Source organism: Bradyrhizobium sp. Pha-3 (assembly GCF_042258325.1).
Lineage (GTDB): Bacteria > Pseudomonadota > Alphaproteobacteria > Rhizobiales > Xanthobacteraceae > Bradyrhizobium > Bradyrhizobium elkanii.
Genome location: NZ_CP170151.1, coordinates 3,453,863 through 3,474,481, shown reverse-complemented (window position 1 = coordinate 3,474,481; position 20,619 = coordinate 3,453,863). Strand labels below are relative to the sequence as shown.

The window sequence follows — 20,619 nt, the reverse complement described above, 5'->3', positions numbered from 1 at the left end:
TCCGTGGAGTAACTGGCGACGATTCAAAGCAGCTCCTGCTCGCTGACCGGGACGCCGCAATGCAACCGCCGAGCCGGCGCTGAGTTCCATCCTTGCTGCGAGCAAGCGAAGATTGTCCGCCGGCTGAACACCAGGACTTGCTTCAACGCAACCACACAACGCGTGGTCGCTTGCTGCTGTGCCGGAACCGTGGCGGAACGGCCGCGGGGGAATGCCGGAGCTACGCGCTCTCGAGCGTCGGCGCGACCTCGCGTGCGACCTGCACCAAGGCTGCGATCAGCGGCGTCATCGGATCGCGCTGCGGGATCACGAGGCCAATGCTGTAGTCCACGACCGGATCGATGATCGGAATGCTGCGCACGGCATCCGCAAGGCCGAGCGTCTCGGCGAGCTTGGCCGGCATCACGCTGGCCCAGCGGCCGGTCTTCACATGGGTGTAGAGCACGAGCAGCGAGTTCGACGTCAGCGTCGGCGTCGCCTCCGCGCCGACCGAGGTCAGCGCGCGATCGATGATGCGGCGATTCTGCATGTCGGGCGTCAGCAGACAGAGCGGCACGGTGCCGACTTCCTTCCACGTCACCTGCTTGCGGTCGCCGAACATCGCATCCGGCGCCGTCAGCAAGCGATAGCTCTCATTGTAGAGCGGGATGGTGCGGACCTTGCCGATCGGCTCGTTCTCGATGTAGGTCAGCCCGGCATCGACCTCGAGATTCTCGAGCAGGCCGAGCACGTCGGCCGACGTGCACGACTGGATCCGGAAACGCACGTCGGGATGGCGCGCCCGGAACGGCGTGGTCAGCGAGGCCACCATGCCGAGCGCGGTCGGGATCGCCGCGATCCGGATCTCGCCCGACAGCTTGTCCTTGAGACTGTTGATCTCCTGCTTCATCGCGCGCGTATCGCCGACGATGCGCCGCGCCCAGTCCAGCGTCCGCTCCCCTTCCGGCGTGAAGCCCTGGAAGCGGGATCCGCGCTGCACCAGCATGACGCCGAGGATTTCCTCGAGCTGCTTGAGACTGGTCGACATCGTCGGCTGGGTGACGCCGCACGCCTCCGCGGCCCGGCCGAAATGCCGCTCCTTGGCCAGCGCCAGCAGAAGTTCCAGCTTGTCGATCAAGGTTCAAATCCCTTCGGAAAACGGCGCCCCGAGCGGCAGCCCAACACGTCCATAGGTAGCACGATCGGGGTGCGATCCCGAAATCCAAAGCGCCCCGGAAGTGCGTGATTCCAGAACATTATTACGATCCGGGATCGGCCCATTCGGCAACGCTATTAATCGCGTTTCGCAATCGCCGCATGAGACAGCTTTATTGATGTTTCGAAGGATTCCAACTCTCATGTGCGAAGCAAGAACTGATCGTGAGAAGCGCTGATGACGGTGGGATACGAACCTTGGGACAAGGCGCGCGGCGCTGAAATCATCGCCGAGCATGCCGGGCTCGAAGGCGCCACGCTGGTGATCCTGCACGCGCTGCAGGAAGCCTTCGGCTACGTGCCGGAGCCGGCGATCCCGATGGTGGCGGAAGCGCTCAATTTGTCGCGCGCCGAGGTGCACGGCGTCTTCACCTTCTACCATGATTTCCGGAAGCAGCCTGCCGGACGCCACGTCCTCAAGCTGTGCCGCGCCGAGGCCTGCCAGGCCGCCGGCGGCGACGCGCTGGCGGCGCGCGCGGAAGCCAGGCTCGGCGTTGCCCTGGGGCATACCACGGCGGATGATCGCGTGACGCTGGAGCCGATCTACTGCCTCGGGCTGTGCGCCACCGCGCCCTCGGCGATGCTGGACGGCCGCGTGGTCGGCCGACTCGATGAAGCGCGGATCGACGCGCTGGTCGCGGAGGCACAGCGATGACGATGCGAATCTTCATCGCCCGCGACGCCGGCGCGGTCGCCGTCGGCGCCGACGATGTCGCCCTCGCCTTCGAGCAGGCCGCAGCAGGACGCGGCATGCCGATCGAGATCGTCAGAACCGGTTCGCGCGGCCTCTATTGGCTGGAGCCGATGGTCGAACTGGCGACCGCACAAGGCCGCGTCGCGTTCGGTCCGATCAGCCCGGCCGACGTCCCGTCCCTGCTCGACGCGATGGCCGGCAGCGGCCAGCACGCGCTGCGGCTTGGTGCCACGGACCAGATTCCCTGGCTGAAGCGCCAGACCCGGCTGACCTTCGCCCGCTGCGGCGTGATCGATCCGCGCTCGGTCGACGACTACCGCGCCCATGGCGGCTACAAGGGCCTGGAGCGGGCGCTGACGCTGACCTCCGACCAGATCCTCGCCGACGTCACGACGTCCGGTCTGCGCGGCCGCGGCGGCGCCGGCTTTCCCACCGGCATCAAGTGGAAGACCGTGGCGCAGGCCAGCGCGGACCGCAAATACATCGTCTGCAACGCCGACGAAGGCGACAGCGGCACCTTCGCCGATCGCATGATCATGGAAGGCGACCCCTTCGTCGTGATCGAGGGCATGACGATCGCAGGTATCACGGTAGGCGCCACCAAGGGCTACATCTACATCCGCTCGGAATATCCGCACGCGGTCGAGGCGATGAACGCGGCGATCGTGGCCGCCCGCCGCGCCGGCTTGCTCGGCAAGCGCATCGGCGGCTCCGCCCATGAGTTCGATCTCGAGGTGCGCGTCGGCGCCGGCGCCTATGTCTGCGGCGAAGAAACCTCGCTGCTGGAAAGCCTCGAGGGCCGCCGCGGCATCGTGCGGGCCAAGCCGCCGCTGCCGGCGCATAAGGGCCTGTTCGGCCGCCCGAGCGTGATCAACAACGTGCTGTCGTTCGCGGCGATCCCCTTCATCCTCGACAACGGCGCCGAGGCCTACGCCGATTTCGGCATGGGCCGCTCACGCGGCACGATGCCGATCCAGCTCGCCGGCAATATCAAATATGGCGGGCTGTTCGAGACCGCGTTCGGCGTCACGCTCGGCGATCTCGTCGACGAGATCGGCGGCGGCACCTTCACCGGACGCGAGGTGCGCGCGGTGCAGGTTGGCGGTCCGCTCGGCGCCTATTTCCCCCGCGCGCTGTTCGACACGCCGTTCGACTACGAGGCATTCGCCGCACGCGACGGCCTGATCGGCCATGGCGGGATCGTGGTGTTCGACGACAGCGTCGACATGGCGAAGCAGGCCCGCTTTGCGATGGAATTCTGCGCGGTCGAATCCTGCGGCAAGTGCACGCCGTGCCGGATCGGCTCGACCCGCGGCGTCGAGACCATCAACAAGATCATCAATGGCGAGCGCGTGGCGGAAAACCTCGCTGTCGTCGAAGACCTCTGCAACACCATGAAATTCGGCTCGCTGTGCGCACTCGGCGGCTTCACGCCCTACCCCGTGATGAGCGCACTGAAACACTTCCGGGAAGATTTCGGCGGAGATGTAGGTCCCGCACCGGCCCACCTGCAGGCCGCGGAATAGCAAGGAAATCACGATGTCGCTGATCCAGGAAACCGATTTCGGCACGCCCAAATCCAAATCCGAGACGATGGTCACGCTGACCATCGACGGCAATCAGATCACGGTGCCCGAGGGCACCTCGATCATGCGCGCGGCGATGGAAGCCGGCACCCAGATTCCAAAGCTCTGCGCGACCGACATGGTCGACGCCTTCGGCTCCTGCCGGCTCTGCCTCGTCGAGATCGAGGGCCGCGCCGGCACGCCCGCCTCCTGCACGACGCCGGTCATGCCCGGCCTCGTCGTGCACACCCAGAGCGAGCGGCTGAAGAAGCTGCGCAAGGGCGTGATGGAGCTCTACATCTCCGACCACCCGCTGGACTGCCTGACCTGCGCCGCGAATGGCGACTGCGAATTGCAGGACATGGCGGGCGCGGTCGGCCTGCGCGACGTGCGCTACGGTTATGAAGGTGAGAACCACGTCTTCGCCAAATCGCACGGCTGCGAAAACGACAACTGGATGCCGAAGGACGAGTCCAATCCGTACTTCACCTACGATCCCTCGAAGTGCATCGTCTGCTCGCGCTGCGTCCGCGCCTGCGAGGAGGTACAAGGCACCTTCGCGCTGACGATCTCCGGCCGCGGCTTCGACAGCCGCGTCTCGCCCGGCATGAACGAAAGCTTCCTCGGCTCGGAATGCGTGTCCTGCGGCGCCTGCGTGCAGGCCTGCCCGACCGCGACGCTGACCGAGAAATCCGTGATCGAGATCGGGCAGCCCGAACACTCGGTCGTCACCACCTGCGCCTATTGCGGCGTCGGCTGCGCCTTCAAGGCCGAGATGCGCGGCGAGGAAGTGGTGCGCATGGTGCCGTGGAAGGACGGCAAGGCCAATCGCGGCCATTCTTGCGTCAAGGGCCGCTTCGCCTGGGGCTACACCACCCACAAAGAGCGCATCCTGAAGCCGATGATCCGCGAGCGGATCGAGGATCCCTGGCAGGAAGTGTCGTGGGACGAGGCGCTGAATTTCGCCGCCGCGAAATTCAAGGGCATCCAGCAGAAATACGGCCGCGACGCGGTCGGCGGCATCACCTCGTCACGCTGCACCAATGAAGAAACCTATCTGGTGCAGAAGCTGATCCGCGCCGGCTTCGGCAACAACAATGTCGACACCTGCGCCCGCGTCTGCCATTCGCCGACCGGCTACGGCCTGTCGCAGACCTTTGGAACCTCGGCCGGCACGCAGGATTTCGACTCGGTGGAGGACACCGACGTCGTGCTGATCATTGGCGCCAATCCGGCTTCCGCCCATCCGGTGTTCGCCTCGCGGCTGAAGAAGCGGCTGCGCCAGGGCGCCAGGCTGATCGTGATCGATCCGCGCCGCACCGAGATGGTGGAATCGCCGCATGTGAAGGCGCTGCATCTGCCGCTGATGCCCGGCACCAACGTCGCCGTGCTGACCGCGCTGGCCCATGTCATCGTCACCGAAGGGCTCGTCGATGAGGCCTTCGTGCGCGAGCGCTGCGACTGGAGCGAGTTCGAGGACTGGGCAACCTTCGTCGCCCAGGACAAGCACAGCCCGGAAGCCACCGCGATCATGACCGGCGTCGATCCGAAGGCGCTGCGCGAGGCGGCCCGGATCTATGCCACCGGCGGCAACGGCGCGATCTATTACGGGCTCGGCGTCACCGAGCACAGCCAGGGCTCGACCACGGTGATCGCGATCGCCAACCTCGCGATGGCAACCGGCAATATCGGCCGGCCCGGCGTCGGCGTGAATCCGCTGCGCGGCCAGAACAACGTGCAGGGCTCCTGCGACATGGGCTCATTCCCGCACGAGCTGCCGGGCTACCGCCATATCGCCGGCGATGCGGTGCGCGAGCAGTTCGAGGCGATGTGGAACGTCAAGCTCAACAACGAGCCGGGCCTGCGCATCCCGAACATGTTCGACGCCGCCATCGAAGGCAGCTTCATGGGGCTCTACGTGCAGGGCGAGGACATCCTGCAGTCCGACCCCAACACCAAGCACGTGGTGGCGGCGCTGTCGGCAATGGAATGCGTGATCGTCCACGATCTCTTCCTGAACGAGACCGCCAACTACGCCCACGTCTTCCTGCCCGGCTCGACCTTCCTCGAGAAGGACGGCACCTTCACCAATGCCGAACGCCGCATCCAGCGCGTCCGCAAGGTGATGACGCCGCTCAACGGCTATGCCGACTGGGAAGTGACGATCATGCTCGGCAAGGCGATGGGTTTTGAGATGAACTACGCCCATCCATCCGACATCATGGACGAGATTGCCGCGCTGACGCCGACCTTCGCGGGCGTCTCCTATGCCAGGCTCGACGAGCTCGGCTCGGTGCAGTGGCCCTGCAACGAGAAGGCGCCGGAAGGCACCCCGGTGATGCATATCGGCGGCTTCGTGCGCGGCAAGGGCAAGTTCATCCTCACCGAATACATCGCGACCGACGAACGCACCGGCCCGCGCTACCCGCTGCTGCTCACCACCGGCCGCATCCTCAGCCAGTACAATGTCGGCGCGCAGACCCGGCGCACCGAGAACGTGGTGTGGCACGCCGAGGACCGGCTGGAGATCCATCCGCATGACGCCGAGCAGCGCGGCGTGCGCGACGGCGACTGGGTGCGGCTGGCGAGCCGCGCCGGCGAGACCACGCTGCGCGCGGAGATCACCGACCGTGTGGCGCCGGGCGTCGTCTACACCACGTTCCACCATCCGGACACCCAGGCCAACGTCATCACGACCGACTTCTCGGACTGGGCCACCAACTGTCCGGAGTACAAGGTCACCGCCGTGCAGATCTCGCCGTCGAACGGTCCGTCCGACTGGCAGAAGGCCTATGACGAGCAGGCACGCCACTCCCGCCGCATCGCCGCGCCGGTGGTGGAAGCCGCGGAGTAACGATGCGCGAGCCCGTCCACCAATCGAGGCGGAAAGTCTGGCGCGACGGCGTCTTCAGCGACGGCGCGCGCCTGATTCCGGAGGAGACGCCGCTCGCGCTGACCTATAATGGCGGCACCTACGCCGTGATGATGGGCTCGCCCGAGGACCTCGGCGATTTCGCCGTTGGCTTCAGCCTCAGCGAAGGCATCGTGCAATCGGCCGACGAGATCGAGACCCTCGATATCGTCGAGCTCGATGACGGCATCGAGCTTCGGATGTGGCTCAGGCCTGACAGGGCCGAGCGGATCGCCGAGCGGCGGCGCAACATCGCCGGCCCGACCGGCTGCGGCCTGTGCGGGCTCGATTCCATCAGCGAGGCGGTCCGGCCGGCCGCGGTGGTGCGCGCGGGCCGCGCCTTCTCGCCGCGCGAGATCATGGCGGCGGTGGCGGCGGTCGCGCCGCTGCAGGAGATCAACCACCAGACCCGCGCCGTGCACGCCGCGGCGTTCTGGACGGGTGGGCGCGGCATCGTGGCGCTGCGCGAGGATGTCGGCCGCCACAATGCGCTGGACAAGCTCGCCGGCGCGCTGGCCCGCGACAAGGTCGCGGCCAGCGACGGCATGGTGCTGCTGACCAGCCGCGTTTCGGTCGAGATGGTGCAGAAGACCGCCGCGATCGGCGCGCCGCTGATCGCCGCGGTGTCGGCGCCGACCGCGCTTGCGGTGCGGATGGCGGATACCGCCGGCATCACGCTCGCCGCGATCGCTCGCGCCGATGGATTTGAAATCTTTACGCATCCGGAACGCGTCACTGGCGCGGTGGCCGGCAAGGAGTCCGCTTATGTCGTCGTCGCCTGACAAACTGGTCTATATGGCGAACCAGATCGGAAAATTCTTCCAGAGCCAGGGGCGCGACCGCGCGGTGCAGGGCATTTCCGAACACATCTGGAAGTTCTGGGATCCGCGCATGCGCAAGCAGATCTTCGCCCATCTCGACGCCGGCGGCGCCGGCCTCGACCCCGACGTCCGCGATGCCCTGCAGAAGCTGAAGCAGCAGGCGTAGGCAGCCGCGCCCTGCTCTATCACCGTCACCCTGAGGTGCGAGCGGAGCGAGCCTCGAAGGGTCGACGGCCCGAATGTGGCCGTGCATCCTTCGAGGCTCGCAAGAGCTCGCACCTCCAGCGACAAAGGCGAAGCCTTTGCGCGGGGATGACGGGTCGAGCATCGCAGTCGGATCAGCCGCCGCCCACGATCGTGTTGAAGACGCGGCGCACCTCGCTCTGGGTCTCGCGCAGGCGCGCTTCCAGTGCGGAGAAATCCGGCGTGTCCCCGGCCCGTGCCATCACGCGCAGCAGGTCTTCGCCGGCGGTCTCCGGATTGAACTTGCCGGTGACGCAGAGCCGTAGGATCTGCGTCAGGTCATGATAGAGCCGCGCCGCCGAGCGCAGGATCTCGGCCTCGGACTGGCCGAGCAGGCCGAGCTTGGCGGCATTGTCGAGCACCTGCAGCGTGGAGACGCTGAGAATTTCTGGCTTCACCGAGGCATGCGCGAGCTGGAGATATTGCGCGATGAAATCGATGTCGACGAGCCCGCCGGCGGCGAGCTTGAGATCCCAGACGTCGTCCTCGCCCTTCTCCAGCGCGATCGCGCGCCGCATGTCGGCAACGTCGGCCGCGGTCGACGCCGCATCGCGCGGCCGGGTCAGCACGCTGCGGATGATCGCCTCGATCTTCTCGCGGAACTCCGGCGACGACGAGATCACGCGGGCGCGCGTCAGCGCCATGTGCTCCCAGGTCCACGCCTCGCGCTCCTGATAGTCGGCAAATGAATCGATCCGCGAGGCGACCGGGCCGGCGCGCCCCGACGGGCGCAGCCGCATGTCGACCTCGTAGAGCACGCCGTAATTGGTCCGGGTCGTGAAGGCGCTGATCAGGCGCTGGGTGAAGCGGGCAAAATACTGCGCGCCGTGCAGCGAGCGCTCGCCGTCGGAATCCGGCGCCTCGCTGTCGAAATCGTACAGCAGGATCAAATCGAGGTCGGAGGACGCCGTCATCTCGCGACTGCCGAGCCGGCCCATCGCGATGATCGCGGTCTCCTGCCCCTTGATCCGGCCATATTGCGCGGCGAACTGGTCGGTGACGAGGCCGTGCACGGTGTGGACGATGCCCTCGGCCACATCGGCAAAGGCGGTGCTGGCGTGCTGCGCCGACACCGTGCCGGACAGGATCCGCGTGCCGATCAGGAACAGGCTCTCCTGGCCGAACAATCTCAGACGATCGAGGAAATCCTCGTAGGACGACGCATCCTGCAGCGTGGCGGCGAGCCGCTCCGACAGTTCCTTCTTGTCCGGCATCGCGCCGAAGAAGCGCGGATCGACCAGGCCGTCCATAATCTGCGGCTGCCGCGCCAGCATGTCGCCGAGCCGCGGTGCCGCGCCGAGGATCAGCGCCACCAGCGCGACGAAATCGCGGTTCTGGCTGAGCAGCGAGATCAGTCGCCCGCCCCGTTGCAGCGCGCCGAGGAAACGGTCGAACGCCGCGACCGCATCATCCGGCTCCTCGGCATGCGCGAGGCCGTCGATCAGGCCGGGAATGAATTCCAGGAACGCGGCGCGCGTCGCCTCGACGCGCAGCGCGCGATAATCGCCCTCGATCCATTGCTGCACGGTGCCGGCAACCGCGATCGGCTTCTTGAAGCCGAGATTGGCGAGATGCTCGATCAGGCGGGCGCCCTCGGGGCCGGCGCCATAGTCGATATCCGGCAGCTTCGCGGTGCCGGTCGGATCGTCGCCCTCAAACAGCTTGCCGTAATGGTTCTGCACGATCTTGAGCTGGCCGAGCAAATCCCTGGCGAAGGCCTCGCGATCCTCGTAGCCGAAGAAATGCGCAAAGCGCTCGACATCCTCGCGCGCTTCGGGCAGCGAATGGGTCTGCTCGTCGGCGATCATCTGCAGCCGGTGCTCGACCCGGCGCAGGAATTCATAGGCCGTCGTCAGCTCGTCGCGCGCTTCAAAGGTGATCCAGTTGCTGTTGGCGAGCACGTTGAGCGCCTCCAGCGTCGGCCGCACCCGCAACTCCGGATGGCGGCCGCCGGCGATCAGCTGCTGGGTCTGGGCGAAGAACTCGATCTCGCGGATGCCGCCGCGGCCGACCTTGACGTTATGGCCCTCGACCGAGATCTCGCTCTGGCCGCGATAGGTCTGCATCTGCCGCTTCATGTCGTGGACATCGGCAAGCGCGGCAAAGTCCAGATGCTTGCGCCAGACGAAGGGCGCGAGCTCGGCGATCAGCGCCTCGCCGGCCTTGGGATCGCCGGCGCAGGGCCGCGCCTTGATCATCGCGGCGCGCTCCCAGGTGCGCCCCTCGCGCTCGTAATAATGCAGCGCCGCGTCGGTCGAGATCGCGACCTGGGTCGAGGCCGGGTCCGGCCGCAGCCTGAGATCGACCCGGAACACGTAGCCGTCGCCCGAGCGCTGCTGCAGCATCCGCGCCATCGCCTGGGTGACGCGCACGAAGAACGGCTGCGGCTCGATGTCCTCGGCGAGCGAGGTCGCCGTGCGATCGAAGAACACGATCAGGTCGATGTCGCTGGAATAGTTCAGCTCGCCGGCCCCCATCTTGCCCATCGCGAGCACGATCAGGCCCGAGCCTGCCTCGGGATGATCGGGATCGGCGGCGGTCATCCGGCCGCGGGCCACTTCCTGCCGGAACAAATATCGCAGCGCCGATTGCACCGAATTCACCGCGATGTCGGTCAGCGCCGCCGTCACCCGCATCACCGGCCAGACGCCGCCGATGTCGCACAGCGCGATCATCAGCGCGGCCTCCGCCTTCATGCGGCGAAGCAGAACCATCACGTCGGCCTCGCTGCCGGCGGCGAGCACCTCGCGCGACGTCGTCTCGATCAGGCCGGCAAGATGCTGTTCCGGGTCGCATGACAGGATCCGGATCAGCCGCGCGGCGTCGGCGCGGGCGAGCTCGAACAAATAGGGCGAGAACTCGGCGATGCCGCGCAGGATGTCCCGTGCGACCGGATGTTCGAGCAACGCATTGAGCGCGGCCGATTGCGCCGGCTCGAGCTCGGCGAACCAGTCGGTCAGGCGCTGATCGGCGGATACGGGCGCGGCGACACGCGGTCCGTCCGCGAACCGCGCGGCCAGACGATGTCGATCCGCGTTTCCCGGCGCGGCGGCATTCATGCCGCCTTCTGTGGCACATCCTGCGTTTGAGCCGCAAGCCTGTCACTGCCGCCCGCCCGCGCGGGCAGCACCAGGGTGGCGACCAGCCCCGGATGGGCGTCGCCGAGCCTGAGCTCGCCGCCATGAAGCGTGGCGACCGCCGAGGCCAGGCTGAGGCCGAGACCGGAACCGGGTAAGGTGCGGCTCGCCTCGAGCCGGACGAAGCGCTCGACCGCGTGCTTGCGGTCGGCCTCGGGAATGCCCGGGCCGTGGTCGGTGACGCTGAGCAGGACCTGGTCGCCCTCGCGCCGCGCCTCGATCAGGATCTCCCGCGCATCAGCATTGAGCGGCTGCACGCTCGCGTCGGGCTTGCCGTATTTGATGGCATTCTCGACCAGGTTGGCGACCGCCTGGCTGATCAATTCGCGGTTGCCGTGAATCGGCGCCGGCACGGTCTTCACCTGCAGCGTCATGCCGTCGTCCTCGGCCAGCGGCTCGTACAGTTCGTGGATGCCGTTGGCGACATCGGCACCGTCGAAATCGTCCATGTTGCCGCGTGCCTGGCCGGACTCGGCACGCGCGATCATCAACAGGGCGTTGAAGGTGCGGATCAGCCCGTCGGACTCCTCGATGGTCCGCTCCAGCGCCGCGCGATAGTCGGCCTCGTAGCCCGACCGCGCCAGCGCCTCCTCGGCGCGGTTGCGCAGCCGCGTCAGCGGTGTCTTGAGGTCATGGGCGATGTTGTCGGAGACCTCCTTCAGCCCCGTCATCAGCGCCTCGATGCGCTCGAGCATGGCGTTGAGATTTTCCGCCAGGCGATCGAGCTCGTCGCCGCTGCGGCCGACCGGCAGCCGGCCGGACAGATCGCCCGCCATGATGCGCTTGGTCGTGCCGGTCATGGCGTCGATCCGGTGCAGCACGCGGCGGGCGACGAAGATACCGCCGCCGATGCCGAGCACGACGACGACGAGGATCGACCATTGCGCGGCCTTGGCGACGATGCCGAACAGCCGCCGCCGTTCCTCGAGGTCGCGCCCGACCAGCAGGCGGAAGCCGTTGTCCATCTGGGTGACCCGCACCAGCGCGCGGTGATCGGTCTTGTCCTGGTCGTCGAGCCGGCGATAGGCGGTCTCGGTCCAGCCCTGCGTGCTCATCACGCCCGGCGCCAGCGCGCCGACATTGCCGGCAAGCATCTGCCCGTTCGGCGCCGTCACCAGATAGAGGTTGGCGCCCGGCCGCAGCGCACGATTGCCCATGGTGCCCAGCAGGCCGCGCAGGCCGCGGCGGTTGTAGATGTCGGTGATCTCGCTGATCTCGACGTTGACCGTCGTCGTGATCTGCTCGGTGATCAGCCGCCGCGTGTTCCAGGCGAAGTAAGCCAGCAGCGAGGCGGCGAACAGCGCGAACAGGAACAGGTAGACCAGCGTCAGCCGAAACGCCGTGGTCCGGATCAGTTTACCGAATGCCGTCACGGATCATATACCCCGCGCCGCGGATGGTATGCAGCAGCGGCCGCTCAAAACCCTTGTCGATCTTGGAGCGCAGCCGCGAGATGTGGACGTCGATGACGTTGGTCTGCGGATCGAAATGATAATCCCAGACATTCTCGAGCAGCATGGTGCGCGTCACCACCTGCCCGGCATGCTTCATGAGATACTCGAGCAGGCGGAACTCGCGCGGCTGCAAGGTCAGCTCGTCCTTGCCGCGGGCGACGCGATGGGACAGCCGATCGAGCTCGAGGTCGCCGACCCGGTAGGTCGTCTCCTCGGCCGGGCCGACATTGCGCCGCGACAGCACCTCGACGCGCGCGAGCAGCTCGGCGAAGGAATAGGGTTTCGGCAGATAGTCGTCGCCGCCGGCACGCAGGCCCTTGATGCGGTCATCGACCTGGCCGAGCGCCGAGAGGATCAGGACCGGCGTCCGGTTGCCCTTGTCGCGCAGGCTGCCGATCAGCGACAGGCCGTCACGCTTCGGCAGCATGCGATCCACAACCAGCACATCGTAGTCGCCGGTCTCGGCCATCGACAGCCCTTCCTCGCCATCGGAGGCGAGATCGGCGATGTAGCCGACTTCGCGGAATGCCTTGACCAGATAGTCGGCTGACTCACGGTCGTCTTCGATGATCAGGATGCGCATTTGCGGAGCGATTGCGGTCACGGGAATTGGCCCTCTGTCAGCATGACGCGGCCGGCCTGCACATGCAAGACGACCGCGCATATTCTCGATTGCTTGAAAAAAGTGGGCGGTGAAGCTGGGGGACCTCACCGCCCTGAGACCTTCCGACAGAGGGGGGCATATTCCATCGAAAGGCAACGTAGGGAGCGAGCAAGGGGCCCGCCCCCCGGAAAGCGCCGTCGGCGGGGGCGACTGATGCCGGCGGCGCTTCCCAACTCATAGATAGTTATCCCTTCGCCAGCGGCACTGCCACAAAGCGCGACGAACCGCCGCTCTTCACGCGCATGAGAACGCTGTTCTTGCTGTCATTGCGCGCCGCGGTGATCGCATCACGCACTTCACCGGCGGTGCCGACGGACTTGCCGGCGACCTCGAGGATCACGTCGCCTTCCTTGAAGCCCCGCTCAGCGGCAGCACTCTTGGGATCGACTTCGGTCACGACCACGCCTTCCTTGCCGGCGCCGGCCACGCTGTTGGCGGGCGCCACGGTGAGGCCGAGCTTCGGCACGTCGGTGCCGCGGGACGAGTTGCCCTTGTCGCTCTTGTCGGTGTCAGCCTTGGCCTCCAGGTTGTTCGGCAGCTGGCCGAGCGTGAGGTTGACGGTCTTGTCCTGACCCTTGTGCAGCACGTTCAGCTTCACGGCGTTGCCAGGCGCGAGGCCACCGATGGTGCGGGCGAGTTCGCGCGCATCCTTCACCGGCTCGCCGTTGACGGCGGTGATGACGTCACCGGATTCGATGCCGGCCTTGGCCGCCGGGCCGTTGGCCTGCGGTTCGGCAACCAGCGCGCCTTCGGCCTTCTTCATGCCGAGGCTGTCGGCGATGTCGGAGGTCACCGGCTGGATCTGGACGCCGATCCAGCCACGGCTGACCGCGCCCTTGTCCTTCAGCTGGGCGACGACGCTCTTGACGGTCTGGGCCGGGATCGAGAACGCGATGCCGACGCTGCCGCCGGACGGCGAGTAGATCGCCGTGTTGACGCCCATCACCTCACCGGACACGTCGAACGCCGGGCCACCCGAATTGCCCTTGTTCACGGGCGCATCGATCTGGATGAAATCGTCATACGGGCCGTTGCCGATGTCGCGGCCGGAGGCCGAGACGATGCCCGCGGTCACGGTGCCGCCGAGGCCGAACGGATTGCCGACCGCCAGCACCCAGTCGCCGATGCGCGGCTTGGTTTCGGACAGCTTGGCGAACTGGAAGTTGGAGCCGCCCTCGACCTTGATCAGCGCGAGGTCGGTGCGCGGATCGGTGCCGATCACCTTGGCGGAATAGGTCTTGCCGTCGTCGGTGGTGACTTCGACCTTGTCGGCGCCGTCGACGACGTGATTGTTGGTCACGGCAAAGCCGTCAGCCGAGATGAAGAAGCCGGAGCCCTGGCCCGTCACCACGCCACCGCCACGCGGCCCACCGCGCAGGCCCGGGGGCAAGCCATCCGGACCGCCGAAGCGGCGGAAGAAGCGCTCCATCGGCGAACCCGGCTGGAACGGCGAATCGTCATTGTTATTGCTGTCATCCTTCGCGACCTTCTCGCGAATGTTGACCTTGACCGAGATCACTGACGGCTTGACGCGCTCGACGATGTCGGCAAACCCGACCGGCTGCTGAACCTTCTTGACCTCGTTATTGACCTGCGCATGCGCGGGCGTCGTGAACAGGTCGGCGGGGTTGTGCGAGGGGCTGAAGCCATAGGTGGCGGCACCGAGGCCGGCCACGACCGACGCCATCAGCGCGAGTTTGCGGGCAGAGAACAGCGAGCGCTTCGGCGCCTTGTAGGACGGAAGGGTCGAGAGGTCGGGACGGTCGGTCATGTCTTGAAATCTCCAGGGCCAGAATCATTGGTGCCGGGGGCGAGCACCTGATGGGTCTGAACATGGGGTCATCAGCCTTACAGCGCGCTGGCTGCGGAATTAAACTTTGGTAATTGAGCAGGCCACCGCTGCGGCAGAATAGCGCAGGTAAATAAAGCACTTAAAAGGGAACTAAAGCGGCTTGTCCGGCGCGGATTCGGCCGCCAGCAGCCGTTTCAGGCGCGCCTGCTCGTCGGACGTCAGTCCGGCGGTGGAATCGCCCCCGCCGGCGGCCGGATTTGCCTTGCGCCGGCCGAGGCACCAGAGCGCAAAACCGCCCAGCAGAAGCGCCAGCGGCGGGGTCAACCACAGCAGCAGCGTATGCTCGTTGAGGCGCGGCTTCAACAGCACGAATTCGCCGTAGCGGGCCACCAGGAAATCGATCACCTGGCGGTCGCTGTCGCCGGCCGAGATGCGTTCACGCACCAAAAGACGGAGGTCGCGCGCCAGCGGCGCCTCCGAATCGTCGATCGACTGGTTCTGGCAGACCATGCAGCGGAGTTCCTTGGAGAGCTCGCGCGCCCTCGCCTCCTTGGCCGGATCCGCCATGATCTCGTCGGGCAGCACCGCCCGGGCGGGCATCGCGCCGAGCATCAGGGCCGTCGCAAGCACGGCGGCTGCAAGCGCGCGCGACCGCATCACTCGGCCGCCTGCAATGCGCGCGCCGCTTTCGCGGGCTTCGGCGCGCCGACCCGCAAGCGGCGGTCGGACACCGACAGCATGCCGCCGAACGCCATCAGCACCGGGCCCCACCAGATCATCAGCACCAGCGGCTTGTGATAGATGCGCACCGCGATCGCGCCGTCGGCCGAGGTATCGCCGAGCGAGATGTAGAGTTGGCTTGCGCCGCGCGTCATCAGCGCGGCCTCGGTCGTCGAGGCGCCGCGGGTCGTGAAGTTGCGCTTCGAGGGCGTCATCACGCTGACCTTCTCGCCGTCACGCGTCACGGTGAATTGCGCGACCATCTCGCGGAAGTTCGGACCCTGCCGCGGGTTCAGGCCGTCGAGCCGCAACTGGTAGCCGGCGACGCGGGCGACGTCGTCCGGCTTCATCGCGCCGATATATTCGCTGTTCCAGGTGGTCTCGCAGACGATCCCGATCAGCGCGACGCCGAGACCGGCATGCGCAAACGCAGTCCCCCAGGTCGCGCGCGGCAGGCCGCGCGCGCGGCGCAGCGAGAGCGACAAAGGAATCCGGAACAGCGCGATGCGCTCGGCGAGATCGCACAGCGCGCCCATGATCACGAACACCGCCAGCGCAATCGCGAGCGGCGCCAAGGTCGCACCGCCATAGGTCCATGCCAACACCAGCGCCATCGCGACGAGCGCGACGATGCCGGCCACCATCAGCCGCTGCGCCGCGCCGAGCAGATCGCCGCGCTTCCAGGCCAGCAGCGGCCCGAACGGCACCGCGAGCAGCAGCGGCACGAACAATGGTGCGAAGGTGAAATTGAAGAACGGCGCGCCGACCGAGATCTTCTCGCCGGTCAACACCTCGAGCGCCAGCGGATATAGCGTGCCGATGAACACGGTCGCGCAGGCGGTGGTGAGCAGCAGATTGTTGAGCACCAGCGCGCCCTCGCGCGAGATCGGCGCGAACAGCCCGCCCTGCTTCAGCGCCGGCGCGCGCCAGGCGTAGAGCGACAGGCTGCCGCCGATGAAGACGAACAGGATCAGCAGGGTGAACACGCCGCGTGTCGGATCGGTCGCGAAGGCATGGACCGACGTCAGCACGCCGGAGCGCACCAGGAAGGTGCCGAGCAGCGACAGCGAGAAGGTCAGGATCGACAGCAGGACGGTCCAGACCTTCAGCGCATTGCGCTTCTCCATCACCAGTGCCGAATGCAGCAGCGCGGTGCCGGCAAGCCACGGCATCAGCGAGGCGTTCTCGACCGGATCCCAGAACCACCAGCCGCCCCAGCCGAGCTCGTAATAGGCCCAGTAGGAGCCCATCGCGATGCCGAGCGTCAGGAAGATCCACGCCATCAGCGTCCACGGCCGCACCCAGCGCGCCCAGGCGGCGTCGATCCGTCCTTCCAGCAGCGCCGCCACCGCGAACGAGAACGAGATCGAGAAGCCGACATAGCCGAGATAGAGCATCGGCGGATGCACCGCGAGGCCGATGTCCTGCAGCACCGGATTGAGGTCGCGTCCTTCCAGCGGCGGATTGGCGATGCGCAGGAACGGGTTCGAGGTGATCAGGATGAACAGGTAGAACGCGCTGGCGACCCACGCCTGCACCGCCAGCACATGCGCGCGCAGCGACAGCGGCAGATTGTTGCCGAAGGCCGCGACGAGGCCGCCGAACAGCGCCAGGATCGACACCCACAGCAGCATCGATCCTTCATGGTTTCCCCAGACACCGGTGATTTTGTAGAGCAGCGGCTTCAGCGAGTGCGAATTCTCGTAGACATTGGCGACCGAGAAATCCGAGGTGACGTGCAGCGTCACCAGCGCCGCGAACGACGCCGCGACGAACAGCAATTGGGCGAGCGCGGTCGAACGCGCGACGTTCATCAGCGCCGCATCGCGCCAGCGCGCGCCGACGATCGGCACGATGGACTGGATCAGCGCCAGCCCAAGCGCGAGCACCAGGGCGTAATGTCCACTTTCGGCAATCACCGCACGGCTCCCTGGGTCGGCGCCGCGGAGGCGCTCGGCGTATTGCTTGATTTGGCGCCGTAATCGTCCTTCCAGTGGCCCTGCTTCTTCAAGGCGTCGGCGACGTCCTTCGGCATGTAGGTCTCGTCATGCTTGGCGAGCACGGTGTCGGCGCGGAACACGCCGTTCGCGTCGAGCGCGCCTTCGGCTACCACGCCCTGCCCCTCTCGGAACAGATCCGGCAGGATGCCCTTGTAGGCGACCGGCAGCGTCGCGCCGCCGTCGCCAACGGTGAAGGTCACGGCGAGATTGTCGCCGCGCTTGAGCGAGCCCTGCTCCACCAGGCCGCCGAGCCGGAAGCGCTTGCCCGGACCAAGATGCTTTTCGGCGACCATCGACGGCGTCGAGAAGAACACGATGGAATCGCGCAGCGCGTTCAGCACCAGGCCCGCGGCGATCGCAAGCACGACGAGCGCGCAGCCGATCAGTGTCAAACGCCGTTGCTTCCTGGTCATGTTCCATCCTTGCGCATGACGTTCTCCGAAACCCGCTGCGCACTTTTCGGCGTCATGCGTTATCCATCCAGCCCGAGATTCTTCAGCCCCTCATTGAGCTGACGCAACCGGTCCGCATCGTTGCCGACCGCCTGACGGGCATCCGCGAGCGCGCTCATCGCCTTGTCGCGCTCGCCCATCACGAGATAGGCGCGGACCAGCCGCAGCCAGCCCTCGACGTCGTCGCCATTGGTCTTCAGCCGCGTCGCCAGCCGATCGACCATGCCTTTGATCATGGTGCCGCGATCGGCCTCGCTCATGTCCTTGGCCGCAGCCACCGCACTGTCCGGCAGCGCCGGTGCGCTGACGCCACCGGGTGAGCTAGCGCCGCCGACCCGCACCAGCGCGGCCTGCACCAGCGGCCGCCATGGCGCGTCCGCCGGCGCCTTCGCCAGCATCTTCTGCCAGAGCGCCGCGGCATCAGCCTTGCGGCCGTCCTGCTCGGCGGCAAGACCGAGGAAATAGTTCGCCTTGGCATCATCGCCGTTCAGCGCGACCGCGCGCTCGAATTCCGCCTTGGCGTCCGCGGTGACGACGCCGCCGGCGGTCCCCATCAGCGCCTCGCCGAGATCGGCGCGGCGATCGGCGCTGTCGCCGGCATAGGTGATGGCGTTGCGATAGGCGCGGACGGCGTCATCGAAGCGGCCGAGGCGCGACAGCACCGGCGCCAGCACCGTCCAGCCGCGGCCGTCGGTCGGGTTCTTCTCCAGATGCGCCTCGACCTGCGCGACCAGATTGGCGAGCGGCTGGTTGGCGTCGGCCACCCGGCCGCGTTCGGCGAGCGGAAAGTCACCAAGGCGTGGCGAGCCGAGCGCGAGATAGAAGCTCGAGGCAATCACAGGCAATCCGACCAGGCCGACGATCGCGGCGGCGCGCCGCAGACTGAGGCTGCACTGCACCGGTGCTTCACGTCCGCCCTGATCGGCGGCGGCCAGCAGCCGGCGGCTGATCTCGATCCGCGCGGCATCGGCCTCCGCGGCGCCGATGATCCCGGCGGCCATGTCGCGGTCGATTTCGGCGAGCTGGTCGCGGTAGACCACGACCTCGCTGCCGCCGGTATCCGCGCGCCCGCGGCGGCTAAGCGGCCACAGCACGGCAAAGATCGCCGCGACCGTCATCAGCGCGAACACAAACCACAGCGTCATCAAGCGGTTCCCGGATGGAACGGCGACTTCCGGCAAGCCGCCTTAGAATCGCTTTACACTACCGGCGGCGAGCCCGGCAATTGACAATTGCTGGATCGGCGGAACGTCGAAATCAGGCGGTTTCCGGTGCCGTTCCGGCGGTATTGCAAGAGCGTTTTCGGGCGAAGCCAGTTCCGGTCCGGAGCCGATGCCCGACGTGAAGGCGCGCGACCAAAATATCGAAAACAACCCCATGCAAAGGAGCCGGCGGCCGGCGCTCGATTGACGACTTGACACGTCGGGCAACTCAGCGCCACACTTCCATTATTCCGAAATTGTGCAGATGCTGGTCGTCCCGCCTTGGCGGGCTCGTCGGCTTGCCGTCGAACCTGCCCGCGAATTGCGCGGTCTCGCTACCCCGCGCGCGAGGATTTGCGCTCGCCGGTCACGGCGTTTTCCGCCGCCCTGTTCATCAGCGACGCGTAGTCGTGGCCGAACAGCACTTCGCAGAACCGGATCGCGGCCTTGACCTGCTGCTGGCGGAAGGCCCGGACCCGGGCATCGCCGCCGCGCAGCGACTGCACCAGCCCCTCGGTCGATTGCTCGACATAATGTTGCAGGTCGGAGAAGGTCCGCAGCGTCACCTCGTTGATGGCGAGCTCGCTGGCATAGGTGCGGCACACCGCGACGAAATCGATCAGCGCCGCGGCGTCCTCGACCTCGGTCGCATCGATCTTGGCGCCTGCCGCAATGTCCTTGTCGGCGCGCTGGCGCAGGATGCGGCGAACCCGGCCCGGCACGCTGTCGATCTCCGATTGCAGCGCGTTGGAGGTATCGGCGCGAACCGAGGTGAGCTGGCGACCCCAGGTGGAATCGTTGCGCAGATCAAGCTCGGTGCGCAGGCCGCGGACCCCGTCATGCAGGGTCTTGAGCTGCTCGCCGACATAATCGAAATGCCCGCGCCTGATGTCGGTACGCAGGCAGGCCGCGACGAACGACAGGTCATGCAGCGCGATGGTGACCGCGACGCCATACGGCGTTGCCGCGACGCGGAGCTCATCGTCCGAGGCCGCCATCTTGATGGCAAGGCGGACGATCTGCCATGGCGCGGCGAGCCGCTGCGCAATCAGTGACAGCGCGAACGGCAATAGCTGCGGCGTCTGCAGCGACGGCAGCTTGAGCGCTTCGGTCGCTGAAGCGATCTGGGAATCGGCAAACACCCGGATCTGGCTCGGCAGCCGGCTTCCCAGGGTTTCCAGCGCTTCGCGGGCCTGCAGAACGAGGCCGATCGGCAGCAGGTCCTCGACCACGTTCGGCGGGCCGACCCGCGACAGCGCGCGCTGGCGGTCATCCTGGCTTGGCGCCGCGATCTTGAGGATGGCGTCCGCGGCGGCAAGCTGGAACTTGCGCGCGGCGGTCTCCATCGGACCGCTCTCCGTGGCCGCGGCCAACGCCGCCTCGAACGCGCGAGCCGCTTCGGGCGCGCCCTCGCGGGCGAGCCATTGCCAGATCGGCAGCAGCGAGGCGCGCCGGATCTGTCCCGCTCGCGTCGGGAAATTGGTCTCGGCGAGGAACGGCTCGAGCGGCCGGAACAGGAGCCGCGCCGGATCGTCGCTGCGCGGCTGGATCTGCTCGTCCTCCTCGGCCCCGCGCACGATCTTGCGCAGCTGCTCGAGGACCAGATTGGCGACGGCGACGTCATCGCCGCGTTCGACGGCGCGCTCCAGCTCCCGCATCAGCAGCGCCTGCGATTGCGGTGGAAGCTGCGCGAGATAATCCCTCAGCCGCTCGGTCGATTTCTGGCTCATGCCCGGTCGTGAAAGCTTGGTGCCCGGCAAGCGCCGCAGC

The 20,619-nt window shown here is 67.0% G+C and carries 15 protein-coding genes; 5 read left to right on the top strand and 10 right to left on the bottom strand.

What is annotated here, in order from left to right:
• Positions 1–220 precede the first annotated feature (220 nt).
• On the bottom strand, positions 221–1,117 hold the full coding sequence (locus ACE10X_RS16080) for a LysR family transcriptional regulator (RefSeq protein ID WP_038382181.1): 897 nt from the start codon (positions 1,115–1,117) through the stop codon (positions 221–223).
• Positions 1,118–1,372: 255 nt separating this feature from the next.
• Between ACE10X_RS16080 and ACE10X_RS16075 the strand changes: the two genes are divergently transcribed.
• The 5 genes from ACE10X_RS16075 to ACE10X_RS16055 are packed head-to-tail and all read left to right on the top strand — an operon-like array spanning position 1,373 to position 7,351.
• Complete coding sequence (locus ACE10X_RS16075; protein ID WP_038382182.1) at positions 1,373–1,849, top strand: formate dehydrogenase subunit gamma; 477 nt, start codon at positions 1,373–1,375, stop codon at positions 1,847–1,849.
• Positions 1,846–3,414: an NADH-quinone oxidoreductase subunit NuoF gene (locus ACE10X_RS16070; protein WP_038382183.1), complete on the top strand. Its 1,569-nt coding sequence runs from the start codon at positions 1,846–1,848 to the stop codon at positions 3,412–3,414. The genes ACE10X_RS16075 and ACE10X_RS16070 overlap by 4 nt, the downstream gene beginning before the upstream one ends.
• 13 nt (positions 3,415–3,427) lie before the next feature.
• Positions 3,428–6,307, top strand: coding sequence for a formate dehydrogenase subunit alpha (fdhF, locus tag ACE10X_RS16065; protein ID WP_304556399.1), 2,880 nt, complete (start codon positions 3,428–3,430; stop codon positions 6,305–6,307).
• A gap of 2 nt (positions 6,308–6,309) precedes the next feature.
• Positions 6,310–7,146, top strand: coding sequence for a formate dehydrogenase accessory sulfurtransferase FdhD (gene fdhD, locus ACE10X_RS16060; protein ID WP_038382186.1), 837 nt, complete (start codon positions 6,310–6,312; stop codon positions 7,144–7,146).
• Positions 7,130–7,351: a formate dehydrogenase subunit delta gene (locus ACE10X_RS16055; RefSeq protein WP_038382187.1), complete on the top strand. Its 222-nt coding sequence runs from the start codon at positions 7,130–7,132 to the stop codon at positions 7,349–7,351. Before fdhD ends, ACE10X_RS16055 begins: the two co-directional genes overlap by 17 nt.
• Positions 7,352–7,523: 172 nt before the next feature.
• On the opposite strand, the gene ACE10X_RS16050 is transcribed toward ACE10X_RS16055, so the two are convergent.
• From ACE10X_RS16050 to ACE10X_RS16010, 9 genes are all read right to left on the bottom strand, one after another.
• Positions 7,524–10,487: a bifunctional [glutamine synthetase] adenylyltransferase/[glutamine synthetase]-adenylyl-L-tyrosine phosphorylase gene (locus ACE10X_RS16050; protein ID WP_375764296.1), complete on the bottom strand. Its 2,964-nt coding sequence runs from the start codon at positions 10,485–10,487 to the stop codon at positions 7,524–7,526.
• Entirely contained in the window at positions 10,484–11,938 is a 1,455-nt protein-coding gene (locus ACE10X_RS16045; RefSeq protein ID WP_375764295.1) for an ATP-binding protein, read from the bottom strand. The genes ACE10X_RS16050 and ACE10X_RS16045 overlap by 4 nt, the downstream gene beginning before the upstream one ends.
• The gene (locus tag ACE10X_RS16040) at positions 11,922–12,602 is read right to left on the bottom strand and encodes a response regulator transcription factor (RefSeq protein ID WP_016842329.1); all 681 of its coding nucleotides are present in this window, start codon (positions 12,600–12,602) and stop codon (positions 11,922–11,924) included. The genes ACE10X_RS16045 and ACE10X_RS16040 overlap by 17 nt, the downstream gene beginning before the upstream one ends.
• 265 nt (positions 12,603–12,867) lie before the next feature.
• A complete protein-coding gene (locus tag ACE10X_RS16035; RefSeq protein ID WP_038382189.1) occupies positions 12,868–14,454 on the bottom strand; it encodes a Do family serine endopeptidase in 1,587 nt (528 codons plus the stop codon).
• Positions 14,455–14,625: 171 nt separating this feature from the next.
• The gene (locus ACE10X_RS16030; protein ID WP_038382190.1) at positions 14,626–15,132 is read right to left on the bottom strand and encodes a cytochrome c-type biogenesis protein; all 507 of its coding nucleotides are present in this window, start codon (positions 15,130–15,132) and stop codon (positions 14,626–14,628) included.
• On the bottom strand, positions 15,132–17,114 hold the full coding sequence (locus ACE10X_RS16025; RefSeq protein WP_038382191.1) for a heme lyase CcmF/NrfE family subunit: 1,983 nt from the start codon (positions 17,112–17,114) through the stop codon (positions 15,132–15,134). Before ACE10X_RS16025 ends, ACE10X_RS16030 begins: the two co-directional genes overlap by 1 nt.
• Positions 17,111–17,608 (bottom strand): cytochrome c maturation protein CcmE, encoded by a 498-nt coding sequence (gene ccmE, locus ACE10X_RS16020; protein ID WP_038382192.1) that lies wholly within the window; start codon positions 17,606–17,608, stop codon positions 17,111–17,113. The genes ACE10X_RS16025 and ccmE overlap by 4 nt, the downstream gene beginning before the upstream one ends.
• 59 nt (positions 17,609–17,667) lie before the next feature.
• Positions 17,668–18,792 carry a c-type cytochrome biogenesis protein CcmI gene (gene ccmI, locus ACE10X_RS16015; RefSeq protein WP_038382193.1) on the bottom strand — a complete coding sequence of 375 codons (1,125 nt, stop codon included), beginning with the start codon at positions 18,790–18,792 and terminating at the stop codon, positions 17,668–17,670.
• 392 nt (positions 18,793–19,184) lie between these two features.
• Positions 19,185–20,579: a hypothetical protein gene (locus tag ACE10X_RS16010; RefSeq protein WP_038382194.1), complete on the bottom strand. Its 1,395-nt coding sequence runs from the start codon at positions 20,577–20,579 to the stop codon at positions 19,185–19,187.
• Positions 20,580–20,619: the final 40 nt, after the last annotated feature.

Bases quoted from the DNA above. Each gene is read 5' to 3' on its own strand.
- ACE10X_RS16030 (WP_038382190.1), bottom strand. From the start codon at position 15,132: ATGCGGTCGCGCGCGCTTGCAGCCGCCGTGCTTGCGACGGCCCTGATG.
- ACE10X_RS16040 (WP_016842329.1), bottom strand. From the start codon at position 12,602: ATGCGCATCCTGATCATCGAAGACGACCGTGAGTCAGCCGACTATCTG.
- fdhD (WP_038382186.1), top strand. From the start codon at position 6,310: ATGCGCGAGCCCGTCCACCAATCGAGGCGGAAAGTCTGGCGCGACGGC.
- ccmI (WP_038382193.1), bottom strand. From the start codon at position 18,792: ATGACGCTGTGGTTTGTGTTCGCGCTGATGACGGTCGCGGCGATCTTT.
- ACE10X_RS16035 (WP_038382189.1), bottom strand. From the start codon at position 14,454: ATGACCGACCGTCCCGACCTCTCGACCCTTCCGTCCTACAAGGCGCCG.
- ACE10X_RS16010 (WP_038382194.1), bottom strand. From the start codon at position 20,579: ATGAGCCAGAAATCGACCGAGCGGCTGAGGGATTATCTCGCGCAGCTT.
- fdhF (WP_304556399.1), top strand. From the start codon at position 3,428: ATGTCGCTGATCCAGGAAACCGATTTCGGCACGCCCAAATCCAAATCC.
- ACE10X_RS16075 (WP_038382182.1), top strand. From the start codon at position 1,373: ATGACGGTGGGATACGAACCTTGGGACAAGGCGCGCGGCGCTGAAATC.
- ACE10X_RS16070 (WP_038382183.1), top strand. From the start codon at position 1,846: ATGACGATGCGAATCTTCATCGCCCGCGACGCCGGCGCGGTCGCCGTC.
- ccmE (WP_038382192.1), bottom strand. From the start codon at position 17,608: ATGACCAGGAAGCAACGGCGTTTGACACTGATCGGCTGCGCGCTCGTC.
- ACE10X_RS16050 (WP_375764296.1), bottom strand. From the start codon at position 10,487: ATGAATGCCGCCGCGCCGGGAAACGCGGATCGACATCGTCTGGCCGCG.
- ACE10X_RS16055 (WP_038382187.1), top strand. From the start codon at position 7,130: ATGTCGTCGTCGCCTGACAAACTGGTCTATATGGCGAACCAGATCGGA.